Source organism: Amycolatopsis sp. NPDC059027, assembly GCF_042739735.1.
Taxonomy (GTDB): domain Bacteria; phylum Actinomycetota; class Actinomycetes; order Mycobacteriales; family Pseudonocardiaceae; genus Amycolatopsis.
This window is the reverse complement of sequence record NZ_JBHYIK010000058.1, coordinates 37,999-62,168: the sequence shown is the minus strand read 5'-3', so window position 1 is coordinate 62,168 and position 24,170 is coordinate 37,999. Positions and strand designations below refer to the sequence as shown.

Below are 24,170 nucleotides of genomic sequence, written 5' to 3'. Positions count from 1 at the left end.
GTTGGACGCACCGAACGCCACATTGGGGCGCATGTCCCTCAGGGCAGCGGGACCTGGCAGGCGTCGCCCGACGTGAACCCCTGCGCGACGATGCCGAGCGCGCTGTTCATCCGGGCGCGCGAGTTCTCCAGCGCGATCTGGTACGTCAGCTCGAGGACGCCTTCCTTGCCGAACTCGGCCTCCAGCTCGGCCACCTGTTCGTCGGTCACGGTGATCGGACTCACCGTCATCGCGTCCGCGTAGGCGAGCGCGAGCCGCTCCTGCTTGTCGAAAGCGGGCGAAGTGGCGTAGTCGTCGATCTTCTTCAGCCGTTCGATGTCCAGGCCGCCGTGCAGCTGGAGCATCGTCCCGAAGTCGACACACCACGAGCAGCCGAGCTGTGTCGCGACGCGATACACGGCCAGCTCCCAGACGTTCTTGGGGAGCTTCTTCATCGCCCGCTCGACCAGCATCTCGTGCGCCACGCTCGCCCGCAGCAGCCCCGGGTGATGGGCGGTGACCGCGACCGGCTCCGGCACGGCGCCGTACCGCTTGCCCGCCATCTTGTAGAACAGCTTGAGGAAGAGCCCGGCTTCGCTGGTCTTCTTCGCGGGGATACGCGGCATGATTGCCTCCTCCAACTCGTTTACCTGCGGTTATGAGGAGGACGAGACAGCGTCGGAGGATGTGACAGCTTCCGTGCCCCGCGCGGGTGACGTGCACCACGCACCGATCGCCGACGCCGTCCGCGACGGCTTCGTGCGGCGCGAGACGTCCAGCCGGGACGCGCGGCGCGCGGCACTCCAGCTCACCGACGAAGCCGGGAAGTTCCTGCACTCGGCACAGACCTTCCAGCGGCAAGCGTTCGACGCGCTCGTTGGCCACTGGCCCGCCGCGGACCGGACTCGCTTCGCGGGCTACCTCGAACGATTGGCCACCGAGGTACTGGACTCGCCCGAAGACTCCTGAGGTCCATTGCCTGCCGGATGCCGGAGCCATCGTTGCTCCGACCGCGTGGACGTGCCCGCTGGATGCACTGCGGACGCGTCGGCGCGAGGAGACTGCTCGCCGTACCACCGCGAAGGCCGGACCCCACGTCACCGGTCTTGCTGTCGTGCCGAGGAGTCCTGATCATGGCCGCCGCCATACTGCCCCCGCATCTGGGGTTCGAGACCCGCGACCGGGACCAGGCGAGCGAGCGGCTGACCACCGCCTACGGCACTCCTATCCGCATGACCGGCCACGAGGGCCGTTTCTCACTCCGCTACACCCGGCTGGCCACCGACATCCTCACGATGGACACCCTGACGCAGACCGGCGCCGAGATCGACTACACCCTGGAACCGACGCCGGTACTGCTCATCACCCGCCCCCTCACCACGACCCTGGATCACTGGTACGCAGGCTCGCACCACCAGTTCGGCCCCGGCGAAGTCTTCCTTTTCGCCAGAAGCGGGGACGCCGCCCCGGTCCGGGTGCGAATGCGCGGCGGCGGCGTCCAGGCCACCACCCTCCCGCTGACCACCCCGGACCAACTGGCCGCCCCCGCCGAGACACTCCACCCGGAGCCGATCCGGTTCACCGACTGGCACCCCGTCACCAAGGCAGCCGCACACCAACTGAACGCCATGATCGACTACCTCACCACCGGCCTGCGCGACCGGCCCGAAGCCATGCGGCAACCCCTCGTGACCGCCAACGCCGCCCGGCTGCTGGCCGCCACCGTCTTGACCACCTTCCCCAACACCACACTCACCGAGCCCACCATCGAAGACCGCCACGACTCCCACCCCGCTACCCTCCGCCGCGCGATCGCCTTCATCGACGACCACGCCGACACCGACATCAACGTCGCCGACATCGCCGCCGCCGCGAACGTCACCATCCGCGCCGTGCAACACGCCTTCCGACGCCACCGCGACACCACCCCCATGACCTACCTCCGCCAAGCGCGTCTTGAGCAGGCACACCGGGAACTGCTGGCCGCCCACCCCGCCACCGGGGCCACCGTCACCGAGATCGCCGCCCGCTGGGGCTTCTTCCACCCCGGCCGCTTCGCCCACCACTACCGCGCCACCTATGGCCGCCCGCCCCACCGGACCCTGCTTCGCGACGGTGACTGACCGAACTACCTGTCACCAGAAGCGGACTGGCGCCCGCGGATTCCGTCCAGGAGGTAACCGGTGCGGCGATCGTAGTCGTCCCGGGGCGGCCGCTTTCCGTGCTTGAGGGCAAGGGCGTTGTCGACGACGAGTGCGTGGAGGTCGCCCGCCGTGAACTCCGGCCGCAGTGCGCCCGAGGCCCGCGCCGCCGCGATGAGTTCGTCGTTGATCTCGCTCCCGGCCCGGCAGATCTCCATGAGCTGCCGCGAGTGCGGATACGTCTGCAACAGGACGTCGTTGACGGCCGGCTGGCGGTACTGGAGATCGCGGATCGCGGTGAGGTAGTACGCGATCCGCTCGCCGACGTCGTCAATGGTCCGGGTGTGGTCGATGACGGCAAACAACTCCGTCGCGACAACCTCTTCGATGACGGCGTCGATGAGGCCGATCCGACCGCCGAAACGGTTGAAGATCGTGGCCTTGCTCACCCCCGCCGCCTTGGCGACCTCCTCCAGCGGCACCGTCAGACCCCGCCCCTGGAACGCGCCGATCGCGGCAGAGCGGATCTGCTCGGAATTGCGCCTGGCGTCGGCGCGCAGCCGGGATTCCGATGGCACCGCACCGGCCAAGGCCCTCACCGTCTCCCATTGTCCCGCGCTGCCGCTCATCGGCGGAAGTTGACTCGCTGGGTCAGTTTACCTACAGTCGACGGCAGAAGCGAACCTGACCCACATGGTCAGTTTAGGGTTTCCGCCCACCACCAGGACAGATGCGGTGCGGGCACCAAGGAAGAGGCCACGAACATGATCGTTGTCACCGGCGCTACCGGTGGACTGGGCGGCGCCACCGTCGAGCACCTTCTCAAGCGCGTACCCGCCGGCCAGATCGGCGTCAGCGTCCGTGACGTCGCCAAGGCGCAGCACTTCGCCGACCGCGGCGTCCGGGTGCGACAGGGCTCCTTCGAGGATCCGGCCGCGTTGCGCGACTCCTTCGCCGGCGCCGAGCAGGTACTTCTGATTTCCGGCAACGACCCGGCGGCCGACTTGGTCAGCCTGCATCGCGATGCCATCGAGGCCGCCGTCGCGGCGGGCGCCCGGCGGATCCTCTACACGAGCCAGCAGGCCGCCGTCCCCGGCAATCCGTACCGGCCGTCGGAAATCCACGTTGCCACCGAGGCGATCCTCGCCGAGTCCGGGGTGGCCTGGACAGCACTGCGCAACGGCGCCTACGGCCCACTGGACCAGGTGCTCGGCCCGTGGCAGCAGACCGGAGAGATCGCCCAACCGGCAGACGGTCCCGTGCCGTATACCGATCGCGCCGACGTAGCCGAGGGCGCTGCGATCATCCTCGCCGGCGACCGCTCCTTCGACGGCCCGGTCACGCTCACCGCGCCGACCGCCGTCACCTTCGACGATTTCGCCAAGATCGCCACCGACCTCACCGGCCGCACCATCAAGCGCGTCGTCCTGGACGACGAACAGTGGGTTACCAACCAGATCACGCTCGGCGTCCCGGAGCAGACGACCCGGCTCCTGCTCACCTGGTACCAGGCCAGCCGCGCGGGCTACTTCGCGGAAGCCGACCCCCTGCTTGCCGAACTCCTCGGACGCGAGCCGAGCAGCGTTGCCGATCGGCTCGCAGCCCACATCGTCGCCTGAAGCGCCTCTTGCCGATCATCTGATCATCGATCTGGGCCTGCCCTTGCGACCGCCACCGCTCCTTGTCGTAACGCCATCTGTGACAGGAACGTCCGTCCTATCACCCCCTGAGTGCCTCCACTGCGCGCCATCGTGAATGTGTCCTTGGTCATAAATACGCCGGAGGGAAACCCGGCGTCCTGCCTCCCTCGACTATCCCGGCGAAAGCCGCTGGCCGGGTCGGCTGCCGGGTTTCCGGGTCCGTGGCGCGGAAGTAGTTCGCGGTGCCGTATCGGTGGTGGGTTCGAGTTGAGGAGGATGGGAATGGTCCTGCGGAAGATGGTGGCGATAGCCGGCGCGGCGGTAGCGGCACTCGGGCTCACCGTGCCGGCCGAGGCGGCGCAGGCGTCGCCAACCTGGACGCCGTGCACGCAGCTTGCACCGTCGTGGCCGAAGCAGGCCGGTACGAGCGCCGAATGCACGACGGTGACCGTGCCGGTCGACTACGCCCGGCCGGACGGCCGGTCGCTGCAGCTGGCGGTGGACCGGATCCCGGCGTCCGATCCGGCGCACCGGCGCGGGGTGCTGATGCTGAACCCGGGCGGACCGGGCGGCACCGGGATGTCGATGCCCGAGCTGATCCGCACCAGCAAGCTCGGCGAGCTGGGCAAGTACTACGACCTGGTGAGCTTCGATCCTCGTGGCACCGGGTTCAGCGGGCAGGTCGATTGCCAGGGCCTCGGCGGTGAACCACGGCCGCAGCCCGGACAGTCCGAAAAGGACTATCTGGTCACCTGGATCACCTGGCATTCGGACATCTACGGCGGCTGTGCGGCCAAGGACCCGGAGTTCGCCGCCCACCTCGGCGTCGAGACCATCGCGCGGGATCTGGACCGGGTCCGGGAAGCCCTCGGCGAGCGGAAGATCGACTACTTCGGCATTTCCTGGGGCACCGGCCTTGGCGCGGCCTACCGAAGCCTGTTCGACGACCATGTCGGGCGGATGGCGATCGATTCGGTGCTGCCCCCGGACATGGATCTCGACCACTTCGAGGCGGACGAGACGAAAGCCCGCAACGACAACCTGCTCCGGTTCGCCGGCTGGATGGCCGAACGCGACGCCGTGCTCCACCTCGGCACGACCGGGGACCAGGTGTACGCGACCGAACTCGCGCTCAGCGCCGAACTCAAAGCCCACCCGCGCACCGTCGTGGTGAACGGCCAGACACTCGAGCTGAACGACACCTGGGCGCGGAACATGGCCTCGTCCCTTTCGCCGGACTGGGGCTACGGCGCCTCGGCGCTGGCCGCCGTGCGGGCCGGGAAGAACCCGCCCGCGCAGCAGCCCAACGCGGCGACCACGGCCGGGTTCGGCTGGGACGAGAAGCGCCCGTACACGCTCAACCGGTTCGTGCAGCACGGAATCAACTGCGCCGACACCACCGGAACCCGCGATCTGGACCACGTATGGCAGGAGTTCAGCGCACTGCGCAAGCAGTACCCGATGTCCACCGCGGATGTGCCGGTCTACGCCGGCAGCTGCGCGCAGTGGCCCTACGCCGGGAAGAACTTCGACTACCGTCCCGGCCGCAGCGACCTGCAGATCATCGGGCACCGGCACGAATCCGTGACCCCCTACACCGGCGCATGGGAAATGCGTCAGCGCATCGGAGGCACGGTGCTCACCGTGCAGGACGACATCCACGGCTCACTGGCAAACCTGCCCTGCGCGAGCAAAGTGGCCCGATTCTTCGAGACCGGAGTGCCCGCCAACGACAGCTGCGACGGGGCACCAATCCCGGAACCGGTGCCGGTGCCCTGAACCACTAGGCCGGCACGTCCAAGCTACCCGGCCAAGACGACTGTGATTGACCACGATATCTGCCGCTGGGGCCAAGTCTGAGCTGGATATTGGGGAATGGCTGACCACGTCGGCTGTCACCGGCTGACCAAGCTTGTTGTCACCAACGGGTTCTGCAAAGTTCGCCGCGCTCGGCGTCGCCTCCAACGCCGTCACGCTTTTAGACGGCCAGGCATCTGGGCGCTGCGAGCCGGGTTGCGACAGGTTGTACGTAATCATGTCGAGCGCCTCCGCCAACGTTCGGGCTGGACCAGGCTCGATTCCGCTGCGCCGGCGTGCGGCGAGCCCACATGCTAGTCGACACAGTGTTGATTTAAGTCGACGATGTGTAGAGTACTGGCATGGTTGCACGAATCTTCCTCATTACCGGTGTCAGCAGCGGCCTTGGCCGGGCCTTCGCGCAAGGGGCGCTCGATGCCGGGCACACCGTGATCGGCACGGTCCGCAAGCAGGCCGACGTCGAAGCCTTCGAAGGGCTCGCCCCGGGCCGCGCCCACGCGCGACAACTCGACGTCACCGACGACCGGGCCGTGCCGGCCGTGGTGCGTGAAGCGGAGTCGGCCGTCGGGCCGATCGACGTCCTGATCGCGAACGCCGGCTACGGCCACGAGGGAGTCTTCGAGGAGTCGCCGATCTCCGAGCTGCGCGCCCAGTTCGACGCCAACGTGTTCGGCGTCGCCTCGACAGTGCAGGCCGTCCTGCCGTCCATGCGCAAGCGGCGCACGGGGCACATCTTCGCGGTCAGCTCCATGGGCGGGCTGATGACAGTGCCAGGGCTCGCCTACTACTGCGGCAGCAAATACGCGGTCGAAGGCATCCTCGAAACCGTCGCCAAGGAGGTGGCCGGCTTCGGCGTGCACGTCACACTCATCGAGCCCGGCTCGTTCCGCACCAACTGGGCAGGCAGCTCCATGGTCCGCACCGACCGGACGATCGAGGACTACGACGAGCTGTTCGAACCGATCCGCGCCGCCCGCCCGGCGGCGAGCGGCAACCAGCTGGGTAACCCGGCCAAGGCGGCCGAAGCGATCCTGAAGGTCATCGAATCGGACAACCCACCGGTGCACCTCGTGCTCGGTTCGGACGCGCTGCGTCTGGTCGCGGCCGGCCGCGCGGCCGTGGAGACCGACCTGCGCGAGTGGGAGGAGCTGTCGCACTCGACGGACTTCCCCGACGGCCACCAGATCGCGTCGAGCTGACCGTGGCCGCCACAGCGAACCGGCTCCACGCTCTCGAAGGCGCGACGCTGACGATGGCACGCGGGGACCTGATGACCGGCGGCGCCGGCGTCGACCGTTGACCGGCAGCTGGCGGCGATCGGGTACGCCTGCTCCGACGTGACTCACGTGGTCGTCTCCCACGGGCACTTCGACCACACCGGTGGCTTGAGCCTGTTCCCGCACGCGCGGCGCCATCTCGGGGCGGGCGAGCTGGAGCACGTCCACGCCCATGCCGAGGGAGAGTTGCGGGCCTGCCGCGCCGAGGACTTCGCCGGGCTCACCGGCTGGTGCGAGTTCGACGGGGACGCCGATGTGTTCGGCGACGGCTCCGTGAAGATCGTGCACGCTCCCGGCCACACACCAGGCAACGCCGCACTGCTCGTCACATTGCCCACCCGCACGGTGCTGCTCACCGCGGATACCGTGCACCTGCGACACGCGTGGGAGCACGAGCTGCCGATGCCGATCGACCACGACCACCCGCGCGCGATCGCCTCGATCCGGCGGCTCAAGGCGATCGCGGCGGAGACCGGCGCCGAAGTGTGGATTCCGCATGACCCGGAGGACTGGCGCGCACATCGGACTCCGGGTGCCCGCCGCTGAGGTGGACGTGACGTCGGGTTTTCTCGATGTCACGTCCACGGACAGACCATGATGTACGGTCGCCCCGTGGCGTCAGCGAAAACTGGCACGTCTCGGAGACGGCGCTCGACCCCGAGCAAGGGTGACCTGCGCGAGCAGGCGATCCTCGACGCGGCCGAAGCGCTGCTGGAACACGAGAGCGTCGAGTCGATCACGGTGGAGACCATCGCCAAGGGAGCCGGTATCTCGCGTGCGTCCCTGTACTTCTACTTCGGCTCGAAGCACGAAGTGCTCGCCGCACTGGTGGCGCGCACGGTCGCCGTATTGCGCGAGGACGCGCTCGGGGCCGCCGGCGACACCGGCTCCGCCCCCGCGGACATCGTCCGCGAAGCCTTGCGGCGTACGGCGAAGCAGTGGCGTGAGCATGGCCTTGTGATGCGCGCCGCCGTGGACTTCGCCCCGGTCATCCCGGAGATCGGCGAACTGTGGAAGGAAACGCTCGGCTCCTACGCCGAAGCGATGACCCAGGTCCTGGCCCGCGCAGGCGTCCCGGATGTGCCGGGGCCCGTCGGTGCCGCCGCCTTGGCCCGCGGACTCTGCTGGATGACCGAGCGGACCTTCTACTGGGCCTCAGCTCGCCCCCGCGACCTGCGCGCGGCAACCGATACCTGCGCCGAGATCTGGCTGCGAGTCATCGGTTCCACGCCCGACCAGACGCCCCAGGCTCCAGCGAACTAGCCGGCCGGCGGCAGGGGAAGGAATGCGGCCCACCGGAACTACGCACAAGGTGACGTCGCGTTCTTGATATCACCGAGCGACGTCTGTATCGACGTTTCAGGCAGACAGGCAAACTCGTGCTCGTCCTGCGATCGCCTTGCCGCCTGGCAAGGCGATCCCGCCGCCGAACAAGTACTGAGACCCGAACACCCGCTCAGCGGCAGAAGAGTGCGTTGGGACGCGACGCGGAGGCGTGCGCGGTTTGAGCAGGTCAAAGGTCGTGGTCGTCGACGCCGAGGGCACGGCGGTCTGCCGGGGTCGGAGGTCAGGTGTCGAGCAGTTCCGGCGCGAAGACCTCCTCGACCTTCCACTGTCGCGAGGGCAGGCCCTGTTCGTAGTGGTAGCGCAGGAACGTGTCGAGGGTGACGCGGTTGGCCGAGATGCCGTAGGGCCACCAGTCCGCGGCGAACTGCTCGTCATTGCGCTCGACCAGCGCGTGCATCCACGGGACCATGGTCGGGACCTGGTAGAGCCTGCGGTCGCGGCGGTAGCGGTCGGCGGCCGCGTCTTTGGCCGCGGTGAAGGTGCGGTAGACGTCATGGGCGAGACCGGGGTGCTCTCGTAGGAGGTCCCGCCGCACGACGATCGTGTGCATGATCGGGAAGACCCCGGTGCGCCGGTGGTAGTCGCGTTCCAGTGGTTCGAAGTCGGGGAACAGGCGGGCGACGTTCGGGGATCGGTCGAGCACGCATTGCGGGACGTTGGCGGAGAACAAGGCGTCGATCTCGCCCGCGTCGAGCATGTCGCTCAGCGTTTTCCCTTCGGGTGCCTCGGACACCTCGATGTCGTTCGGGTGCGGGTGGGGAATGAAGCCGAAGGGGGCGGAGGGGTGTTCGAGGCCGCCGATCAGCCAGCGGTTCCGTTCCGGCTCGAACCCGTATTCGTCCATCAGGATCCCCTTGGCCCACACCCCCGAATCCTGGCCGTAGGTGCCGAACTCTCCGATCGTCTTGCCCACGAGATCACGTGGTTCCGTGATCCCCGAACGGGTGCTGACGAAGACGCACGAGTGCCGGAACACCCGGTTCGGGAAGATCGGCAGTGCCACGAACGGCAGATCCGGCTCCAGCAGCCGGAGGTAGAACGTCAGGCCCAGTTCGGCGATGTCGAACTCGTTCCCGCGAATCAGCCGTTCGAAGATCTCCGGCAGCGTGGCGGCGGTGTCCATCGTGTACTCGAGGTCGCCGGCAGGCACGGTCCCGTCGAACAACGACCGTGTCGTGTCGTACGGGAAACAGCCGATCTTGAGCTTCGGAGTGGGCATCGGTTTTTCCTTTCACTTCAGGATTTCCACCTCCGATTCTCGGCGCGGGGCCGCCCGCGGGTCCAAGACCGTTTTCGTCGGTTCGATACCGTACGGGTATCGTGCCGGGGTGGATCTGCGCACGCTCCGGTACTTCGTCGCGGTGGCCGAGGAGCGCCACGTCGGCCGGGCAGCGAGCCGCCTGCACATGGCGCAGCCGCCGCTCAGCCGGGCGATCCGGCACCTCGAGGGCGAACTCGGCGTCATCCTGTTCGAGCGCACCCCGAAGGGCGTCACCCTCACCGCCGCCGGGACGGTGCTGTACGACGAAGCCGCCGCGTTGCTGGGGCAGGCCGACCGGATTCCCGGCCGGGTGGCCGCCGCGGCGGGAGCGGCGCACCTGACGGTCGGGACGCTCGCGGACACGGCCGAGCACGCCAGCGGGCGGCTGGTCCCGCTGTTCCGGGAACGCCACCCGCACGTGGACGTCAGCATCCACGAAGCCGATCTCGGCGACCCGACGGCGGGACTGCGCGCCGGACTGGTCGACGTGGCACTGACCCGCGCCCCCTTCGACAGCACCGGGATCCGGACGCACGCGCTGCGCTCGGTGCCGGTCGGGGTGGTGGTGCGGAGCGACGACCCGCTCGCCCGCCACGACTCGGTGTCGGCGGCCGACCTGGCCGGCCGCCGGTGGGTCCGGCTGCCGGACGGCACCGATCCGGTGTGGACCGCCTACTGGACCGGCGGAGCGCACGACGACGCCTCGCCGGTCATGCGAACCATCCAGGAATGCCTGCAGGCGGTCGTATGGAACGGGACCTCGGCACTCGCCCCGGTCGACCAGCCACTGCCCGCCGGGCTGCTCGTCGTCCCGCTGACCGGCCACCCGCCGAGCGAGATCGTCGTGGCCTGGCCGAAGACCAGCCGCAACCCGCTGGTTCGCGCCTTCGTCCAGGCAGCCGGAAGCACCTACCGGACCTGAACCGCGACCCACGCCAAGATGGCACAACTGGTCGTCGAAACCGAATCGCCGCCGCCGGAACTCCGCACGTTCTGACAGCCGACGTTCATCGAGTACACGCACACTCGTCGGCATGACAGGACGTTCGATCGCCGGCACTATGATCGGTCCGCACATGCAGATCTGGAACATGTTCTCCCGGTGCGTCGCCTGCTGTTGGTGGTCCACCGACTGGCTACGTGGTGATCCCGTAGGACCTGTTCCTTCGCAGCAGCCAAAGGCGGCAGGGAGCGAGGAAAAGCAGAGTGTGCTCGTCTCACGAGCCGGAGATCGAGCGCGGTCGGGCCACGCGAACACAAGCCTCCCCGCCGAACCGGGTGCGGTCGGTTGTCACGGAGAAGCGCGGTCGCATCTCGGCATCTCGCGAACGAAACCACTGCGGATCGTCCGCTCCATCGACGTGTCCGATGACAATTGTCGTGGACATGTGACAGATATCGTGGTCGGTCACACAAGACGACTGTGACGGCCACGCGTACTTGTCGTAGGCCACCGCTTCCGCCGGCTGAGGCCTGCGCTTCGGTCAGCTGTTGTCGTCGCAGCCGGACAGGCCTTTCTGTCGTCTTCTACGCGCCGGGGTTCGTGCCCTCGCGCTACACCGGTAGCGGGCAATACTGGAACGTGCCGTATTTGTCTGCACAGGGGCGCGTGGTACTCAGCGTCGGAGTGCTCATTCGTCGACGTCGGCGACTGCTCGGAGGGCACCGGTCAGTCGCCAGGGAGGACGATCGTGCCGAGTTCCTGCACACAGGGGGCGAACGGGTCGTCGAGAGCGGGCATGGCGAAGAGCGCACCGGAGGTGTGGCCCGGCACGGTTCTGACCCAGAGCCACCCGTAGCGGCGATGGTAGGCGTGGAGGCCGGGATTGTCGGTCCAGACGTTGATCCGGACGATCTCGGCACCTGCCCGGTGGGCGCGCCGCCGGGCCCAGTCGGTCAGCAGGCAGCCGATCCCCCAGCCCGCGTACCGGCGGTCGACGACGAGCTTCGCCAGGTACCGCGCCGGAGCCGCCCGTTCCTCGGGTGTCCACAGGAAGGGGTCGCCGACGGGCAGGACGGTGCGGCTGGCCACCGGCTCACCACCCGGTTCGAGCATCGCCATCACGGTGGCGCCTTGCTCGATCCACGAGCGGGCCTGTTGCGCGTTGAACGGCTTGGACCACTGGATGGATTGGTGCTCGTGCGCGATCCACGCCGCCGCTTCCGCCCGCCACCGGGCCAGTGTGTCCAAATCCGCGAGTTCGGCCACCCTCAGCCAGAGCGGACCGGTCAGCGCCACTCGGCCCCGACCATCGGCTCGACCTCGAACATCGTATAGAGCGCGCCCACCAGCCGGCAGCCGTGGGAATCGAGCGCAGTGCCATCCGCGGTGGTCAGTGCCCGGCGGCTGACCAGCCGGGCCAGTGGCGTTCCAGGGCCGACCAGTGTGCCGGGGCGTGGAAGATGCAGCAGGACGCACTCGTCCGGCCCGCACTCCAACAGGCCGAAGCCCTCCCTCCGCCACCGCAGCCCGGCACCGTCGACCGCGTACACGCCGGTGCGCGGAGCAAGCACCACTTTCCCGGGCGCTCCTGTGTGACGGATGGTCAGCAGGGCGGCGTCCTGCGGGTCGAGCACGGACTTGGCCGCAGTGGGGTGGCCGTGAGGCTCCAGGATGTGCCGCAGCTGGGTGGGCAGTTGCCGCTGCGCGAGTTCGAGCTCGCAGAGGAGCCAGGTGGAGCCCTGGAGCCGGCAGTTGAGCTCCAGGGCGATCAGCGCGTCGCCGGCGGCGACGAAGTCCGCTCCGAAAAACCCACGTAGCCGAGCTTGACCAGGCCTTCGCCGATCCGCTCCATCGCCTCCTGACCGCGTTCCAGTACGGCAGGCGGCAGCAGGCTGGCGGCGCGGTAGTTGACCGAGACGTCGCCTGCGTAGGCTGACCAGCCAGGGCCCACCCGACGGGATCCGGGTCAGCGACTGCTCGTCGGCGACCAGGTAGGTACCGGCACCGGTGGAACCGATTGGAGCCTGCACGACGAACCTGCTGCCGGAACGGTTACGCAGCCCGCAGTAGTCGAGCGTGCTGACGACCGTGTCGGCAGGCGTCGAAAGCCCCAGCGCACGCAGCCAGGGGCGCATGGCGGTTTTGTCCTCCAGCACCGCGGAAGACGGCCGGGGACGCGGGGGCGAGGGGAGAGCACCAAGGCCTTCCAGCGCCCTCACCCACTTCGGCTGTACGGCCAGGTACGAGGCAAAGCCCAGTTCCCGCCCCCGTCGGCGATCCCCGACCAGCGCGGGAAGGCTCGAGACCAAGCGATCGACCGCATCGAAGTGCCGCGCCCAGCCGACATCAGCCTGCTCACTGCTCAGCACGACCGAGATGCACCCGGTGCGCAGCAGCATGTACGGGCGCGACACAAAGCCAAGCTGCGGTACCGCTCTCAGTAGCCGGCACGCGTCATCGAGCGAGGTGATCATCAGGCGCATTATGCGGAGCAACTGGATTCGCTGTCGTGCGCAACGCTGACCCGTCGATCACCCGACACGGCTGTTCAGCCGTTAGAGGCAGGCCGCGAGGACAGTCACGATGCGGGCGAAAACCACGGACCCTCGCACCGAACGCCCCGGAAAGCTGATCTGACACCTGCAGCTACACTCGATCGTGTAGAACACATGTTCGAGAATCGGGGTAAAGTCGATGCTGTGAGTACCAGCGGCAGCACCCAGGAATCGCGCACCGAGTGGTGGCGCGAGGATGTCGGCTGCCTGCTCGACAGATTCTTCGACAGCGAGCGCGTACAACGGCGTGAGGCGGCCGTCCAGGGCGAGATCATGGCCGAGCTGGAACGTCGCGGGGTGCGCGATACCACCGGCTATGGAAACCTCACCCGGCTTTTGCAGGAAACACTGAACATCCCCTATGCCGAAGCGAAGGCTCGGGTGGCGCGGGCGTTGGCGTTGAACGGCACCCGTGATCTCACAAGCGGGGAGCAGCTGCCGCAGGCTCCGGCGACCGCGCAGGCTGCCGTGGAAGGTGCGGTCGGTGCCGCGCAGATCGACGAGATCCTGCGGGTGCTGGACAAGCTTCCCAAGACCGTATCGGTGCAGGATCGGGAGCAGGCGGAGAAAATCCTGGCCGAGCTGGCCCGTTCGGCCGGACCCCGGGAGATCCGCGCCGCCGGACGACGCCTGCTCGCCCAGCTCGACCCCGACGGGAAAGAGCCGAAAACCCGGGACCCGAAACCGTTCCAGCCCGAGTTCTCCATCGCCCCGCACCGCGACGGCGGGCATCAGATCAAAGCACGCGTCGACGACGAGACCTCCGCGCGCCTGCAAGCGATGCTGGATCCACTCGCCAAACCCCGTCCGGCCACCGAGGAAGAAGGCCGCGACACACGTACCCAGTGGGAGCGACGTGGCTGCGCGTTCTCCGAACTGGTGCGGATGTGGTCCGAACACCCCGACCTGCCGACGCAGGCCGGGGAAGCCACCCACATTGTCGTGACTGTCGGGCTTAAGGAACTACGGACCGGGATGGGGCAGGCGACTCTTGACCTGCTCGGCGAGATCACCGCAGCCGAGGCGCGACGACTCGCCTGCGACGCCAAGATCATCCCCATGGTCCTGGGTTCCCACGGCGAGCCCCTCGACGTCGGCCGGGCACAGCGACTGGCCACTCCGGCCATCCGCCGGGCGCTGATTCGCCGCGACGGCGGCTGTGCCTTCCCGGGCTGTAATGCCCCTGCTTACCGTTGTACGGCGCATCATGTCGTGTTTTGGGCACACCATGGCGAGACCAAAGTGGACAATCTCGTGCTGCTGTGTTCCGTGCACCACAAGGTAATCCACCACTCCGAATGGGAAGTCCGGATCGCCAGCGACGGGCTACCGGAGTTCGTACCGCCCACGTGGCTGGACGCCACCCGTACGCCGCGACGTAACACCATCCATCTACGGACCTAGATCAGCGCTGGGCGTGCAGGAAGGCAGACCAGGCGGTGGCCGGGAGAATCAGCGTGCCACCGTCGCGGTCCTTGGTGTCACGGACACCGTCCTTCATGATGCGCGTTCCTCAGCTGTCGTCAAGTCGCCGATGACGCGGGCGATGAGCCGGGCGGAGTCTTCGACCGACAGTGCCACAGAGCAGATCTGCCGCCAAGCGGACTTGATCCGGTCGACCGGGCTGCCGTCCTCGAGAAAGCTGTTCAACGCGCGTGTCTCGGCGTAGGCGAAGGTCGGCTCGGCAAGGTAATCCAGCAACATCACCGGCCCTTCATGCCCGGGATGCGCCCCCACGGAGAAGGGCACCACGCACACCGTGACAGTGGATCGCCGGTTCAACGCCAGCAGATGCTCAAGCTGCGCACGCATGATGCTCGTATCACCAACGGTGCGCCGCAAGGTCGTTTCCTCGACAATCAACTGCACGTCCGGAGCACCACGCCTGTTGAGTATCCGCTGGCGGCTACGCCGCAGCGACACCCGCTTCTCGACATCGGCTTCGGAAAGTCCCGGGTTGAGACGCCACATCAACGCACGCGTGTAGTCAGAGGTCTGCGCCAGCCCGGGGATCATCAGCGGCTCGTAGTTCCTGATAGCGACAGCGTCCTGCTCGAAGCGGATCAATTCCGCCCACATCGGTGACATCGCACCGCTGACCTCGTGCCCGTTGCGTTCCTCGCCTCGGCGCAGCAAGTCGAGCAACTCCTTGCGTTTGTCCGCAGGCACGCGCAGGAAGCCGAGGATCGCCGAGACCTCGTCCGGGTAGAGACCACGGACCCCGGTCTCCATGCGGCTGATCTTGCTTTCCGAGCACCCGAGCGCATCGGCGACCTCCAGACAGGTGACGCCCCGCTCGATCCGCAGCGCGCGTAACTCCGCGGACACCCGTCGCTGCCGCTTCGAAAGGAGGAGTCAGGCCGTCAGCGGGCGGACGTCCCAGACCCAGACGCCGCCGACGAACTCCGCCGGCTTGCGCAGCAGAAGGTCCACAGTGGACCGCAGGACGTCGGCGTGGTCGCGGGGGCCGAGCACGAGGACGTCGGCGTTCCAGGCTCGCAGGTCTTCGAGCGCCCGCGTCCGGTCGGCCTCGCTGACCGGCCAGGCCTGGCCGGTGCGCTCGACCTGTTCGAAGATCTTCGACGTCGGGCGCGGGTCGGCGCCGTAGCGCCCACGCTTGTCGGTCTTGCTCTGCGGGCCGACGAAATAGCCCTCGGGCATGGGATAGCCGAGCCCGGCGTCGACCTGCCAGTGCAGCGGCTCGGCTTCGCCGGTGCTCGGCAGCGGCACCGGGACGAGCGAGCCGCCTGGGGCGACGTAGGTGCGCCAGGTGCCGTCGGCGAAGAACGACGGCGAGGACGGGCGCGGTTTGACCACGAGTTCGGTCGGCGCGATCGGGAGCAGCACGGCCACCACGGCGCCGATCCACATCAGCCGCAGCGGCAGCCGCCGCGAACCGTTCACGGCGTCGGAATCGGGCTGCTTCGCCGCGGCGGCGAACACGCGGTCAGTGGCGATCGCGAGCAAAGCGCCGACGGCGGGCAGGCAGCCCATCGCGAGCCGTGATTCGAGGATCGAGTCGAGGAAAGGCAGACCGGACAACCACTTCCACGGCCCGGGGATGCCGGTCTCCTCCTTGACCATCATGAGCTGCACGCCCATCGACAGCCATGCCATGACGAACATCGTGATCGCGAACGCGCGGGCCACGACGTCGCGCCACAGCCAGATCGTCAGCACGACCATCAGCACGATGAGCGGCCAGCCGAAGAACGCGTTCTCCTCGGTGCGGTTCATCGACACGTCCGCCGCCGCGGACGGCACACCCGAAACGGACTGCGTCGCGAAGCGGGTGAACGCCGCGAGGTCGTTGCCCGCCTCGCCGTGCCGCAGCTCGTGGAAGCTCTGCGGGCCGAAGAACTGCCACCACAGCGGGAAAGCCGTCAGCACCAGGGTGATCACGACCCCGATGCCGACGCCCTTCCCGAGCGGCTTCAGCATCGGCTTGAACTCCCGGCGGCGCGGGATCAGATACGCGAGGACGAACACCAGGAACGTCAGCGCGAAGATCATCAGCGGTTCTTCGCCGAGGAAGATCTGGTACGCGGTGAGCAGGCCCAGCACCACGCCGTTGCGGACCGGCCGCTGTCCCTTCGCGATCTGGATGACCTTCAGCGCGATGAACGGCAGTACGAACAGCACCACGAAGTTCGGATGCGCGCAGGCGTGCGAGATCATCGGCGGGGCGAACCCGCAGAACGCGCCGCCGATCGCGGCGGAGACCCGGTTCGTGGTCAGATGCCGGGAGAACACCCAGTACCAGGCCGACGCCGTCCCGGCGAGCCCGATCGTGAGCACGATCGCCCAGGTCGCCGTCGCCCCGAGGACGAGCGTGACCGGGGCGAGCGGGATGGTCAGGCCGAACATCGAGGCGTTGGCCATCATGTTCACGCCGTCGGGGTAATTCTGCAGGTCCGTGAAGAGCGGATTCTTCAGGTGCAGCACCGCTTTCGCGGTCACCGACGCGTACCACTCCCACTGGCTCTGGTCGGCCGCGCCGTTCCAGAGGTAGCCGCTCTTCAGGTCGAACCAGAGTCCGTTGTAGAGCAGGATCGTGAAGAGCAGGAAGCCGCCCATGATGGCGCTGTCCTGCCACGCCCAGCGCCGCGGTCTCGTATCGGTCACCGCAGGGGCGGGATCCGGGTCGGTGAGTTCGGGAACAGCTTCGGACCGCACACTCACGGTTGGACCACCCTGGCGAAGAAGTAGACGGCGCCGGTCTCGGCGTGCCGGACCAGCAGCAGGAACGGCCGGTCGACGGACACGACCACCGGGTCGCCGGGCATCAACGACATCAGGCGCATCGTCACCGCGGTCGCCGCGGCGCCTTCGAGGCCCTGTTCGTCCAGCCGCAGCACGGCCTGGTGCAGCACATCGGACACTTCGAGCCGCGGATCCGGCGAGAGCCCGCTCAGATCGGCGCGCTGGGTGAACATCGTCCGCACCCCGAGCTCACCGAGCGCCGCCTTCAACGGCGTGCGGACGTCGAGGGCGAGCTTGGGCATCGCCAGTTGGACCTGTTGCGACCGCGGCGCTTCGAGCAGCCCGGCCAGCGCGTGCTCGTCGAGCGCCGCCTCGGCCTCGGCGAGTTCTCCGTCGGGCAGCAGCACCACGGCCTGCACACCACCGGCGGCGGGAAGCTGGACGATCTGCCAGCCCGCGGAGTGCGCGTAGCCGAGGCGCTCGTCCAGCCGCATCGTCGGCACTTCCCGGGTTCCGGCGGGCGCGTGGAACTCGGCCGGGCCGGTCGCGCCGTCCGGAAACCGGTGCAGCCACGAGGTTTTCAGGTAGAGGGCGTTGACGAGCGCCGCCACCGTGTCCTCGTCGATCGAGCCGGGCGGCAGCAGCGACGGGATCAGCCCGTGCGTGGTGTTCTCGACGTCGGCGTTGATCCGGGTGCGGGCACCTTCGGGATCGCCGACGAACGGCGCGCTCGCGACGGCACCGTTCGGCCACGCGGACAGTTCGGCGCGGAAGCCGTCCTCGAGCGGGAGCGCGTCCCACGCCCAGAGCGTGTTCGCGACGGCGAGTTCGGGTTCTTCCCGCTGGGTCTCGGGCGCCAGTTTCGCGGCCGCGCGCAGCAACTCGGCGTGCGCGTCCAGCGCGGCGGTGTCGGCGGCTTCCCCGGCGAGCAGGCTCAGCAGTTCCCCGGCGGTGGCGCCCCGGGCGGCACGCGTGACGAGTCCGAGCGCGGATGCCACCGAGTACGGCGAGAAGCACAAGTTCGAGGCACTTTTTCCCGCCGAGGACTCATCGGCGCAGTTTTCCCCTGCCGCGCCGACCCGGTGCAGGGCGAGGGTGAACCGGAGGTGGCTGTCTGTGGCGGCCATAGCGCGACCTTACCCGACCGGGTCACCTCGGCCGCAGACGCCGAAAGCCGCAGTACGGAGTCCGGCCGCCGGTGACAAGTCCGCGGCCCGGAAGCCGTACCGCCGTGCTCAGGACGGCCGCTCAGCCGTAGCGCGCGACGTACCACGAATGCCAGGAGTGGGCTTGCGCGTCGGTGAGCGAGGCCACCTGATCGACCACCACCCGCAGCCGCTCCGCGTCACCGGACGCGGCTTCCCAGGCCGGGACGAACAGCGGGTCCAGCGCCTCGGGCCCGCGACGGCAAAGCGCGCCGACCAGGTCCGCGACCAGCTGGCGCTGACCGTCCTGCATGGCCAGCCGCCGCCGGTCGCTCATCACGTACCGCAGGGCGAGCGCCTTGAGCAGCGCCACCTCCGCGGCCACCTGCTCGGGCACGACGAGCCGGGCGGCGTACCGCGTCAACGGGCCTTCCCCGTAGACCTCGTGGGTCGCGGTGACGACCGCCGTCGCGAACCGGCCGACCAGCTCGCTGGTGAGCCGTTTCAGGGCGACCTGCGCCCGCGGCGAGCTTTCCGGCCCGGCACTCACGACCTCGGCGACCACCGGCAGATCGAGCAGTTCCTTCGCCGCACTCTCCAAAGTGGACACCGACTGGCTGGAGAAGTGCCCGGCCGCGGCCTCCGCGACCGCACTGCGTTCGTCGGGATCTCCCAGCAACCGCAAGGAAATCCGGCCGGCGAAGACGCCGTCCTCGACGTCGTGCACCGAGTACGCGACGTCGTCGGCCCAGTCCATGATCTGTGCTTCCAGACAGGTCCGCGCCGCCGGTGCGCCCTCGCGGATCCACGCGAACGCCGCCGCGTCGTCGGCGTACACGCCGTACTTCGCCTGGCCGGGACGCCGGTGCCACGGGTACTTCGTCGTCGCGTCGAGACAGGCCCGGGTGAGGTTGAGGCCCGCCGTCACCCCGTCCGCCCCGACCGCCTTCGGCTCCAGCCTGGTCAGGATGCGCAACGTCTGCGCGTTGCCCTCGAACCCGCCACAGGACCGCGCGACCTCGTTAAGCGCGCGTTCGCCGTTGTGCCCGAACGGCGGATGCCCGATGTCGTGTGCGAGGCCCGCGGTGTCCACCAGATCCGGATCGGCGCCGAGTTCCTCGGCGATCCCGCGGCCGATCTGGGCGACCTCGAGCGAATGCGTCAGCCGGGTGCGCGGGACGCCGCTGACCTCGGCGCCCTCCCCCGGCCCGACCACCTGCGTCTTCCCGGCGAGCCTGCGCAGCGCGGCCGAGTGCAGCACCCTGGCCCTGTCCCGGGAGAACGGGCTGCGGCGTTCCGGGCGCGCACCGGCAGGCGCCGAACCCTTGGCGGGTTCGGGCAGCAGCCTGGCCTGGTCGTGCTCGGTGTAACCGTCCACGAGCCCAGCTTATGCGCCGGGTCCGACAATCCGCGTCCCGCTCAGTCCAGGATGGTGTCGAACAACGCGTCGGCCGGGGTCCTGGTGAGCCGGTAGAACAACAGCGCGCCGGTCTCCCTGACGATGTACCTGACCTGCGTGTTCCGCGCCTGGACGATCGGCCCGCTGTGCGTCGGCGCGGCCCACGCGTCCAGCCCGGTGTCGGTGGCCATGATCCGAGCACGATAGGAGTGCCACGGGTCGCTCACCAGCACGGCGCTGTGCCAGCCGTGGGCCCGCACCTGCGTCGCCACCGCGCGCAGGCTGCGCAGCGTGTCGTTTCCCTCACCGACAGGCAGGGTCGCCGATGCGGGCACGCCGTGCCGGGTCAGCCACCGCGCACCGGCCTCGGCCTCGGTGTAGTTGTCCCGCTCCTGCTTGCCGCCCGCGGTGACGATCGTCTTCGCGACGCCCGCGTCGTAGAGTTCCTTGGCCTTGACCAGCCGCGCGGAGAAGACGTCCGACGGCGTCCCGTTGTACTGCGCCGCGCCGAGCACCACGATGACGTCGGCGGGCGTGCGATCGTCGCCCCTGGCCACCTGCCAGACCCGGTACGCGGTGCCGCCGCCGACGAGCAGGGCCACCAGCAGCGTGCCGAACACGATCCGGCGCGCCCAACTGGCCCGAGAGAGTTTGGTCCGTACGGCGGTACTCACGCCGCGCATCCTTCCAGAAGATCACTCACCGGCATCGGCGACGCACCGTGCGTGCGTCAAAGCCAGCCGTTCTCCTCGGCGAGCCGGACGGCTTCGGCGCGGGTGCGCGCGCCGGTCTTGCCGATGGCCGCGGACAGATGATTGCGCACCGTGCCCTCGGACAGGTGCAGCACGCGGGCGATGTCGGCGACCGTGCTGCCGTCCTTCGCCGCGCGCAGCACGTCGTGCTCCCTGCCGGTGAGCGGGCTCGCCCCGGTCGCCAGCGATTCGGCGGCCAGCGCGGGATCCACCACCCGGAGTCCACTGTGGACTCTGCGGACGGCGTCGACGAGCTGCTCCGGCGGGGCGTCCTTGACGACGAAGCCCGCGGCGCCCGCGGCCATCGCCCGCGCCAGGTACCCGGGCCTGCCGAAGGTGGTGCAGATGATCACCCGGCAGGACGGCAGCGCCGTACGCAGCTCGGCCGCCGCGACCAGGCCGTCCTTGCCCGGCATCTGGACGTCCAGCAGCGCGACGTCGGGGGTGGATTCCTTCGCGGCGGGCACGACCTCGTCCCCGGAACCCACCTGGCCGACGACCTCGATGTCGGATTCCAGCCCCAGCACGGTGGCGAGCGCGCCGCGCACCATCGCCTGGTCGTCGGCCAGCAGCACCCGGATCAAGCCAGTCCTCCCGCGGGTTCGGCACGCACGGCCGGGGTGGCCGTTTCCGTGGTGGCGGCCGAAATCTCCGCCCGGACCACCCATCCTCCCCCAGGCTTCACCGACGTGCGCAGCGTCCCCCCGACCGCGTCGAGCCGTTCGGCCAGCCCGCGCAGTCCGTTGCCCGCCACGACCTCGGTGGCGTTCCCGTTGTCCTCGACCTCGAGCCAGTTCCGGCCGAGCCGCACCTTGACCTTCTTCGCGCCGGAATGCCGGAGCACGTTGGTCACCGCCTCCCGCAGCACGTAGCCGAAGGTGTTCTGGTACTCCGGAAGGACGTTGTCGACCGCGTGCGGCAGATCCGCGTCGATCTCGGCCGCCCGCAGCGCAGCGCGGGCGCCGACCAGTTCGGCCGACAGCGAAACCTCGCGGTACTCCGAAACGGTGGCGCGCACGTCCGAAAGCGCGCTGCGGGTCAGGCCTTCGACCTCGCGGATCTCCTCGACGGCGCGCGGGATGTCGCCGGAACTCTCCAGTACCCGCCGGGCCAGCCCCGCCTTGACGGTGATCGTGGTGAGGCTGTGCCCGAGCAGGTCGTGCAGGTCGCGGGCCACCCGCTCACGCTCGTTGACCACGGCCAGCGTCGCGATCTCGTGGTTGGCCCGCTGCAGCCGCTGGATCGCGCGGACCATGTTCGCCATGAAGAACATGCCCGCGGTGATCGAGGCGATCGAGATCAGATCGCCCTTGTGCTCGCCGAACCGCCCGGCGACCACCACCTCCAGCAACGCCAGCACCAGCGTCGAGCCGTCGAGGACCAGCGCCCACGCGGGCGGCAGGATGAAGGCCAGCGTCGCCGTCGCGTAGATCAGCAGCCACGCGTTGAAGCCCACCAGCGCCATGACGACAAGACCGAGCACGAGCATCCCCGCCGAGAAGATCAGCTTGTCCCGCAAGGGCCGGTGGAACACCAGCGGGAACAGCAGATAACTCAGGCCGTACGCGCCGGCGAGCACCAGGATGACGACCTTGGACCACGCGGGCCCCGGATCGTCGAGCACGCGGGAGAAGACAGGTGCCAGGAAGGGGAGGAGGAAGACGAGACCGATGACCGGCCACCGGCCCTTGCCCGGCCCTTCGTCCTTGCCCAGCGGCGAATCCTGCCACAGTGCGGCCCGGTCCTGGCCCCACAGCCAGTGGCCGTCATGGCCGGACAAGCGCTCTCCCACGTGCCTTACCTTCCCCTGAGCCCGGTCAGACCCGGGCGCTGTCCTTACGGTAACGCCTGATCACGAGCGCCCCGAGCACGACGGTCCAGGCGGCGAGCACGCCGAGCGCGGTCGGGAAGCCCACCAGCATGGTGTTCGTGACGGCGGGCCGCACGAGCTGGACGATCCAGTACGTCGGGGTGATCTGGGCGAGGTCGTGCATCCAGCCGGGCATGCCCTCGATCGGGATCCACAGCCCGCCGAGGAATCCCATCGCGAGCATCAGCAGCATGTTGACGGGCTGCATCGAGTCCGGCGTGCCGAACTGGCCGATCAGCAGGCCGAGCAGCACCAGCGGGATCGTGCCGAGCCAGATGCCGAGGACGATGCGCAGCCAGCCGGAGGCGTCCAGGTGCACGCCCTGGAACAGCACACCGATGACCGGCACGATGATCAGCGCGGGCAGCCCGACCAGCATGCCGGACAACGCTTTCCCGCCGAGGTAACCCGCTCCGGACAACGGAGTCAGCCGCAGTTGCCGCTGCCAGCCGGAAGCCCGTTCGACGGCGAGCCGCGTCCCGCTGGTGGTGGCCGCGGCGAACGTCCCGTAGGTCATCATGTTGACCATCACCACCGCGACGAGCGCCGCGTGGTTGGGCGCGTCCTTGGTGAAGACGTTGGCCTGCAACAGAAACATCACCACCGGCAGGAAGAGGACGAACAGCAGGAACCGGGGCGAGCGGAAGACCCGCCGGACCTCGATGGCGAAGTAGGACAGTTTCATCGGGTGTGCTCCTGGTCGGTTTCGTCCGCGGTGAGCGTGAGGAAAGCGCCTTCCAGCCCGACGGCGCCGATTTCGATGTCGTGCACGGCGGGGACCGCGGCCATCAGCGCCCGCAACGTCGTGTCGGAGTCGGAACTGGAGATCGCGACCCGGCCACCGCGCAGTTCGTAGCCGGGGGGGGGGGGGGGGCCCCCCCGCCCCCCCCGGGGCCCCCCCCCCCCCCCCCCCCCCCCGCCGCGGGGGCCCCCCCGCCCCCTCGTGGGGGTGGGGGGCCCTCTGGTGGCGCGCGCCCCCCCCCCCCGGCGGTTGCGGGGGGGGTGCGGGGCCCCCCCCCCCCCCCCCCCGGCCTCGGCCGCCCCCGGCACCCCCGCCCGGATCGTGCGTCCCCCTGCCAGCGCACGAACCTCGGCGACGGAGCCGTCGGCGACGATCCGCCCCGCCCGCATCAGCACGACACGGTCGGCGAACTCCTCGGCCTCTTCGAGGTAATGGGTCGCGAACAGGACTGTGCGCCCGGATTCGGTGAACGCGTACATGGACTTCCAGAACTCGCGGCGGGTGCCGACGTCCATCGCGGCGGTCGGTTCGTCGAGCACCAGCAGGTCCGGATCGCTCACCAGCGCGACCGCGAAGCGCACGCGCTGCTTCTGGCCGCCGGAAAGCTTGGTGGCGCGGCGGTTCGCGAGGTCCTCGATCCCGGCACGGCGCAGGGCCTCGCGCACGGGCATCGGCTTGCGGTGCAACGCCGCGACCATCCCGACGGTCTCGCCGACCGTGAGATCCTCCAGCAGCGCGCCGCCTTGGAGCATCGCGCCGATCATCCCGTTCCGGACGGCGTCCGCGGGTGTCCTGCCGAATACGGACACGGCGCCGGAGTCCGGTGTGGACAATCCGAGCAGCAGGTCGACGGTGGTGGACTTCCCGGCGCCGTTCGGGCCGAGCAGCGCGACCACCTCGCCGGGGGCGATGGTCAGGTCGACGCCGTCGACCGCGCGCACCTCGCCGTAGTGTTTCCGCAGCCCGGTCAGGTGAACCGCGGCCCCCGCCGCGACCGCCTCGTCCCCGTGGCCGATCCCTCGCGTTTCCATGCCCCCGAGCCTGCCGCCACCGGCGGCGCCGCTCACAGCTCACCCGTCACGACCCCGCCATGACTTC

24 protein-coding genes are annotated in these 24,170 nt (G+C 69.1%); 9 read left to right on the top strand and 15 right to left on the bottom strand.

All coding sequences use genetic code 11. From position 1 onward, the window contains the following. Nucleotides 1-38: 38 nt before the first annotated feature. Nucleotides 39-605, bottom strand: coding sequence for a carboxymuconolactone decarboxylase family protein (locus ACFWY9_RS32885; protein ID WP_378326770.1), 567 nt, complete (start codon nt 603-605; stop codon nt 39-41). A gap of 61 nt (nt 606-666) precedes the next feature. Here ACFWY9_RS32885 and ACFWY9_RS32880 point away from each other — a divergent pair, with 61 nt between their 5' ends. Then, a complete protein-coding gene (locus ACFWY9_RS32880) occupies nt 667-948 on the top strand; it encodes a hypothetical protein (protein WP_378340687.1) in 282 nt (93 codons plus the stop codon). Nucleotides 949-1,112: 164 nt separating this feature from the next. Next, a complete protein-coding gene (locus ACFWY9_RS32875; RefSeq protein ID WP_378340686.1) occupies nt 1,113-2,102 on the top strand; it encodes a helix-turn-helix transcriptional regulator in 990 nt (329 codons plus the stop codon). 5 nt (nt 2,103-2,107) lie between these two features. On the opposite strand, the gene ACFWY9_RS32870 is transcribed toward ACFWY9_RS32875, so the two are convergent. Then, nucleotides 2,108-2,749 carry a TetR/AcrR family transcriptional regulator gene (locus tag ACFWY9_RS32870; protein WP_378326766.1) on the bottom strand — a complete coding sequence of 214 codons (642 nt, stop codon included), beginning with the start codon at nt 2,747-2,749 and terminating at the stop codon, nt 2,108-2,110. A 135-nt stretch (nt 2,750-2,884) separates the two neighbouring features. Here ACFWY9_RS32870 and ACFWY9_RS32865 point away from each other — a divergent pair, with 135 nt between their 5' ends. The 5 genes from ACFWY9_RS32865 (at nt 2,885) to ACFWY9_RS32845 (ending at nt 8,118) form a co-directional block, all read left to right on the top strand. Beyond that, nucleotides 2,885-3,739: an NAD(P)H-binding protein gene (locus tag ACFWY9_RS32865; RefSeq protein ID WP_378340685.1), complete on the top strand. Its 855-nt coding sequence runs from the start codon at nt 2,885-2,887 to the stop codon at nt 3,737-3,739. Nucleotides 3,740-4,042: 303 nt separating this feature from the next. Then, nucleotides 4,043-5,539, top strand: a complete 1,497-nt coding sequence (locus ACFWY9_RS32860; RefSeq protein WP_378340684.1) for an alpha/beta fold hydrolase — start codon at nt 4,043-4,045, stop codon at nt 5,537-5,539. A 380-nt stretch (nt 5,540-5,919) separates the two neighbouring features. Next, nucleotides 5,920-6,777, top strand: a complete 858-nt coding sequence (locus tag ACFWY9_RS32855; RefSeq protein WP_378340683.1) for an oxidoreductase — start codon at nt 5,920-5,922, stop codon at nt 6,775-6,777. A 108-nt stretch (nt 6,778-6,885) separates the two neighbouring features. Next, nucleotides 6,886-7,401 carry an MBL fold metallo-hydrolase gene (locus tag ACFWY9_RS32850; RefSeq protein WP_378326779.1) on the top strand — a complete coding sequence of 172 codons (516 nt, stop codon included), beginning with the start codon at nt 6,886-6,888 and terminating at the stop codon, nt 7,399-7,401. Nucleotides 7,402-7,467: 66 nt separating this feature from the next. Beyond that, on the top strand, nt 7,468-8,118 hold the full coding sequence (locus ACFWY9_RS32845) for a TetR/AcrR family transcriptional regulator (RefSeq protein WP_378326762.1): 651 nt from the start codon (nt 7,468-7,470) through the stop codon (nt 8,116-8,118). 304 nt (nt 8,119-8,422) lie between these two features. Here ACFWY9_RS32845 and ACFWY9_RS32840 read toward each other — a convergent pair whose 3' ends face one another. Beyond that, nucleotides 8,423-9,421 (bottom strand): 4,5-dihydroxyphthalate decarboxylase, encoded by a 999-nt coding sequence (locus ACFWY9_RS32840; protein WP_378340682.1) that lies wholly within the window; start codon nt 9,419-9,421, stop codon nt 8,423-8,425. A 109-nt stretch (nt 9,422-9,530) separates the two neighbouring features. On the opposite strand from ACFWY9_RS32840, the gene ACFWY9_RS32835 reads away from it, so the two are divergent. Continuing rightward, on the top strand, nt 9,531-10,385 hold the full coding sequence (locus ACFWY9_RS32835; protein ID WP_378340681.1) for a LysR family transcriptional regulator: 855 nt from the start codon (nt 9,531-9,533) through the stop codon (nt 10,383-10,385). 747 nt (nt 10,386-11,132) lie between these two features. On the opposite strand, the gene ACFWY9_RS32830 is transcribed toward ACFWY9_RS32835, so the two are convergent. Further along, nucleotides 11,133-11,702: a GNAT family N-acetyltransferase gene (locus ACFWY9_RS32830; RefSeq protein WP_378326759.1), complete on the bottom strand. Its 570-nt coding sequence runs from the start codon at nt 11,700-11,702 to the stop codon at nt 11,133-11,135. Continuing rightward, on the bottom strand, nt 11,693-12,880 hold the full coding sequence (locus ACFWY9_RS32825; RefSeq protein WP_378340680.1) for a hypothetical protein: 1,188 nt from the start codon (nt 12,878-12,880) through the stop codon (nt 11,693-11,695). Before ACFWY9_RS32825 ends, ACFWY9_RS32830 begins: the two co-directional genes overlap by 10 nt. 195 nt (nt 12,881-13,075) lie before the next feature. Here ACFWY9_RS32825 and ACFWY9_RS32820 point away from each other — a divergent pair, with 195 nt between their 5' ends. Then, nucleotides 13,076-14,365, top strand: a complete 1,290-nt coding sequence (locus tag ACFWY9_RS32820) for a DUF222 domain-containing protein (RefSeq protein ID WP_378340679.1) — start codon at nt 13,076-13,078, stop codon at nt 14,363-14,365. Between the two features lies 1 nt (nt 14,366). Here ACFWY9_RS32820 and ACFWY9_RS32815 read toward each other — a convergent pair whose 3' ends face one another. The 10 genes from ACFWY9_RS32815 to ACFWY9_RS32770 all read right to left on the bottom strand — a co-directional run bounded on the left by ACFWY9_RS32815 (nt 14,367) and on the right by ACFWY9_RS32770 (nt 24,103). Further along, the gene (locus ACFWY9_RS32815) at nt 14,367-14,462 is read right to left on the bottom strand and encodes a DUF397 domain-containing protein (RefSeq protein ID WP_378326756.1); all 96 of its coding nucleotides are present in this window, start codon (nt 14,460-14,462) and stop codon (nt 14,367-14,369) included. Continuing rightward, nucleotides 14,459-15,289: a helix-turn-helix domain-containing protein gene (locus tag ACFWY9_RS32810; protein WP_378340678.1), complete on the bottom strand. Its 831-nt coding sequence runs from the start codon at nt 15,287-15,289 to the stop codon at nt 14,459-14,461. The genes ACFWY9_RS32815 and ACFWY9_RS32810 overlap by 4 nt, the downstream gene beginning before the upstream one ends. 27 nt (nt 15,290-15,316) lie before the next feature. Continuing rightward, a complete protein-coding gene (locus ACFWY9_RS32805; protein WP_378340690.1) occupies nt 15,317-17,038 on the bottom strand; it encodes a glycosyl transferase in 1,722 nt (573 codons plus the stop codon). Between the two features lie 101 nt (nt 17,039-17,139). Further along, on the bottom strand, nt 17,140-18,291 hold the full coding sequence (locus tag ACFWY9_RS32800) for a serpin family protein (RefSeq protein ID WP_378340677.1): 1,152 nt from the start codon (nt 18,289-18,291) through the stop codon (nt 17,140-17,142). Nucleotides 18,292-18,412: 121 nt separating this feature from the next. Further along, a complete protein-coding gene (locus tag ACFWY9_RS32795) occupies nt 18,413-19,687 on the bottom strand; it encodes a deoxyguanosinetriphosphate triphosphohydrolase (RefSeq protein WP_378340676.1) in 1,275 nt (424 codons plus the stop codon). A 41-nt stretch (nt 19,688-19,728) separates the two neighbouring features. Then, nucleotides 19,729-20,382, bottom strand: a complete 654-nt coding sequence (locus ACFWY9_RS32790; protein ID WP_378340675.1) for a YdcF family protein — start codon at nt 20,380-20,382, stop codon at nt 19,729-19,731. A 56-nt stretch (nt 20,383-20,438) separates the two neighbouring features. After that, on the bottom strand, nt 20,439-21,044 hold the full coding sequence (locus ACFWY9_RS32785; protein ID WP_378326751.1) for a response regulator: 606 nt from the start codon (nt 21,042-21,044) through the stop codon (nt 20,439-20,441). Continuing rightward, complete coding sequence (locus ACFWY9_RS32780) at nt 21,041-22,252, bottom strand: sensor histidine kinase (RefSeq protein WP_378340674.1); 1,212 nt, start codon at nt 22,250-22,252, stop codon at nt 21,041-21,043. Before ACFWY9_RS32780 ends, ACFWY9_RS32785 begins: the two co-directional genes overlap by 4 nt. Before the next feature lie 25 nt (nt 22,253-22,277). Next, nucleotides 22,278-23,015 (bottom strand): ABC transporter permease, encoded by a 738-nt coding sequence (locus ACFWY9_RS32775; RefSeq protein ID WP_378326749.1) that lies wholly within the window; start codon nt 23,013-23,015, stop codon nt 22,278-22,280. Next, nucleotides 23,012-24,103 (bottom strand): ABC transporter ATP-binding protein, encoded by a 1,092-nt coding sequence (locus ACFWY9_RS32770; RefSeq protein WP_378340673.1) that lies wholly within the window; start codon nt 24,101-24,103, stop codon nt 23,012-23,014. The genes ACFWY9_RS32775 and ACFWY9_RS32770 overlap by 4 nt, the downstream gene beginning before the upstream one ends. Nucleotides 24,104-24,170: the final 67 nt, after the last annotated feature.

Bases quoted from the DNA above. Each gene is read 5' to 3' on its own strand.
- ACFWY9_RS32885 (WP_378326770.1), bottom strand. From the start codon at position 605: ATGCCGCGTATCCCCGCGAAGAAGACCAGCGAAGCCGGGCTCTTCCTC.
- ACFWY9_RS32875 (WP_378340686.1), top strand. From the start codon at position 1,113: ATGGCCGCCGCCATACTGCCCCCGCATCTGGGGTTCGAGACCCGCGAC.
- ACFWY9_RS32870 (WP_378326766.1), bottom strand. From the start codon at position 2,749: ATGAGCGGCAGCGCGGGACAATGGGAGACGGTGAGGGCCTTGGCCGGT.
- ACFWY9_RS32865 (WP_378340685.1), top strand. From the start codon at position 2,885: ATGATCGTTGTCACCGGCGCTACCGGTGGACTGGGCGGCGCCACCGTC.
- ACFWY9_RS32860 (WP_378340684.1), top strand. From the start codon at position 4,043: ATGGTCCTGCGGAAGATGGTGGCGATAGCCGGCGCGGCGGTAGCGGCA.
- ACFWY9_RS32855 (WP_378340683.1), top strand. From the start codon at position 5,920: ATGGTTGCACGAATCTTCCTCATTACCGGTGTCAGCAGCGGCCTTGGC.
- ACFWY9_RS32840 (WP_378340682.1), bottom strand. From the start codon at position 9,421: ATGCCCACTCCGAAGCTCAAGATCGGCTGTTTCCCGTACGACACGACA.
- ACFWY9_RS32825 (WP_378340680.1), bottom strand. From the start codon at position 12,880: ATGATCACCTCGCTCGATGACGCGTGCCGGCTACTGAGAGCGGTACCG.
- ACFWY9_RS32820 (WP_378340679.1), top strand. From the start codon at position 13,076: ATGTTCGAGAATCGGGGTAAAGTCGATGCTGTGAGTACCAGCGGCAGC.
- ACFWY9_RS32815 (WP_378326756.1), bottom strand. From the start codon at position 14,462: ATGAAGGACGGTGTCCGTGACACCAAGGACCGCGACGGTGGCACGCTG.
- ACFWY9_RS32805 (WP_378340690.1), bottom strand. From the start codon at position 17,038: ATGGGCGGCTTCCTGCTCTTCACGATCCTGCTCTACAACGGACTCTGG.
- ACFWY9_RS32800 (WP_378340677.1), bottom strand. From the start codon at position 18,291: ATGGCCGCCACAGACAGCCACCTCCGGTTCACCCTCGCCCTGCACCGG.
- ACFWY9_RS32775 (WP_378326749.1), bottom strand. From the start codon at position 23,015: ATGAAACTGTCCTACTTCGCCATCGAGGTCCGGCGGGTCTTCCGCTCG.
- ACFWY9_RS32770 (WP_378340673.1), bottom strand. From the start codon at position 24,103: ATGGAAACGCGAGGGATCGGCCACGGGGACGAGGCGGTCGCGGCGGGG.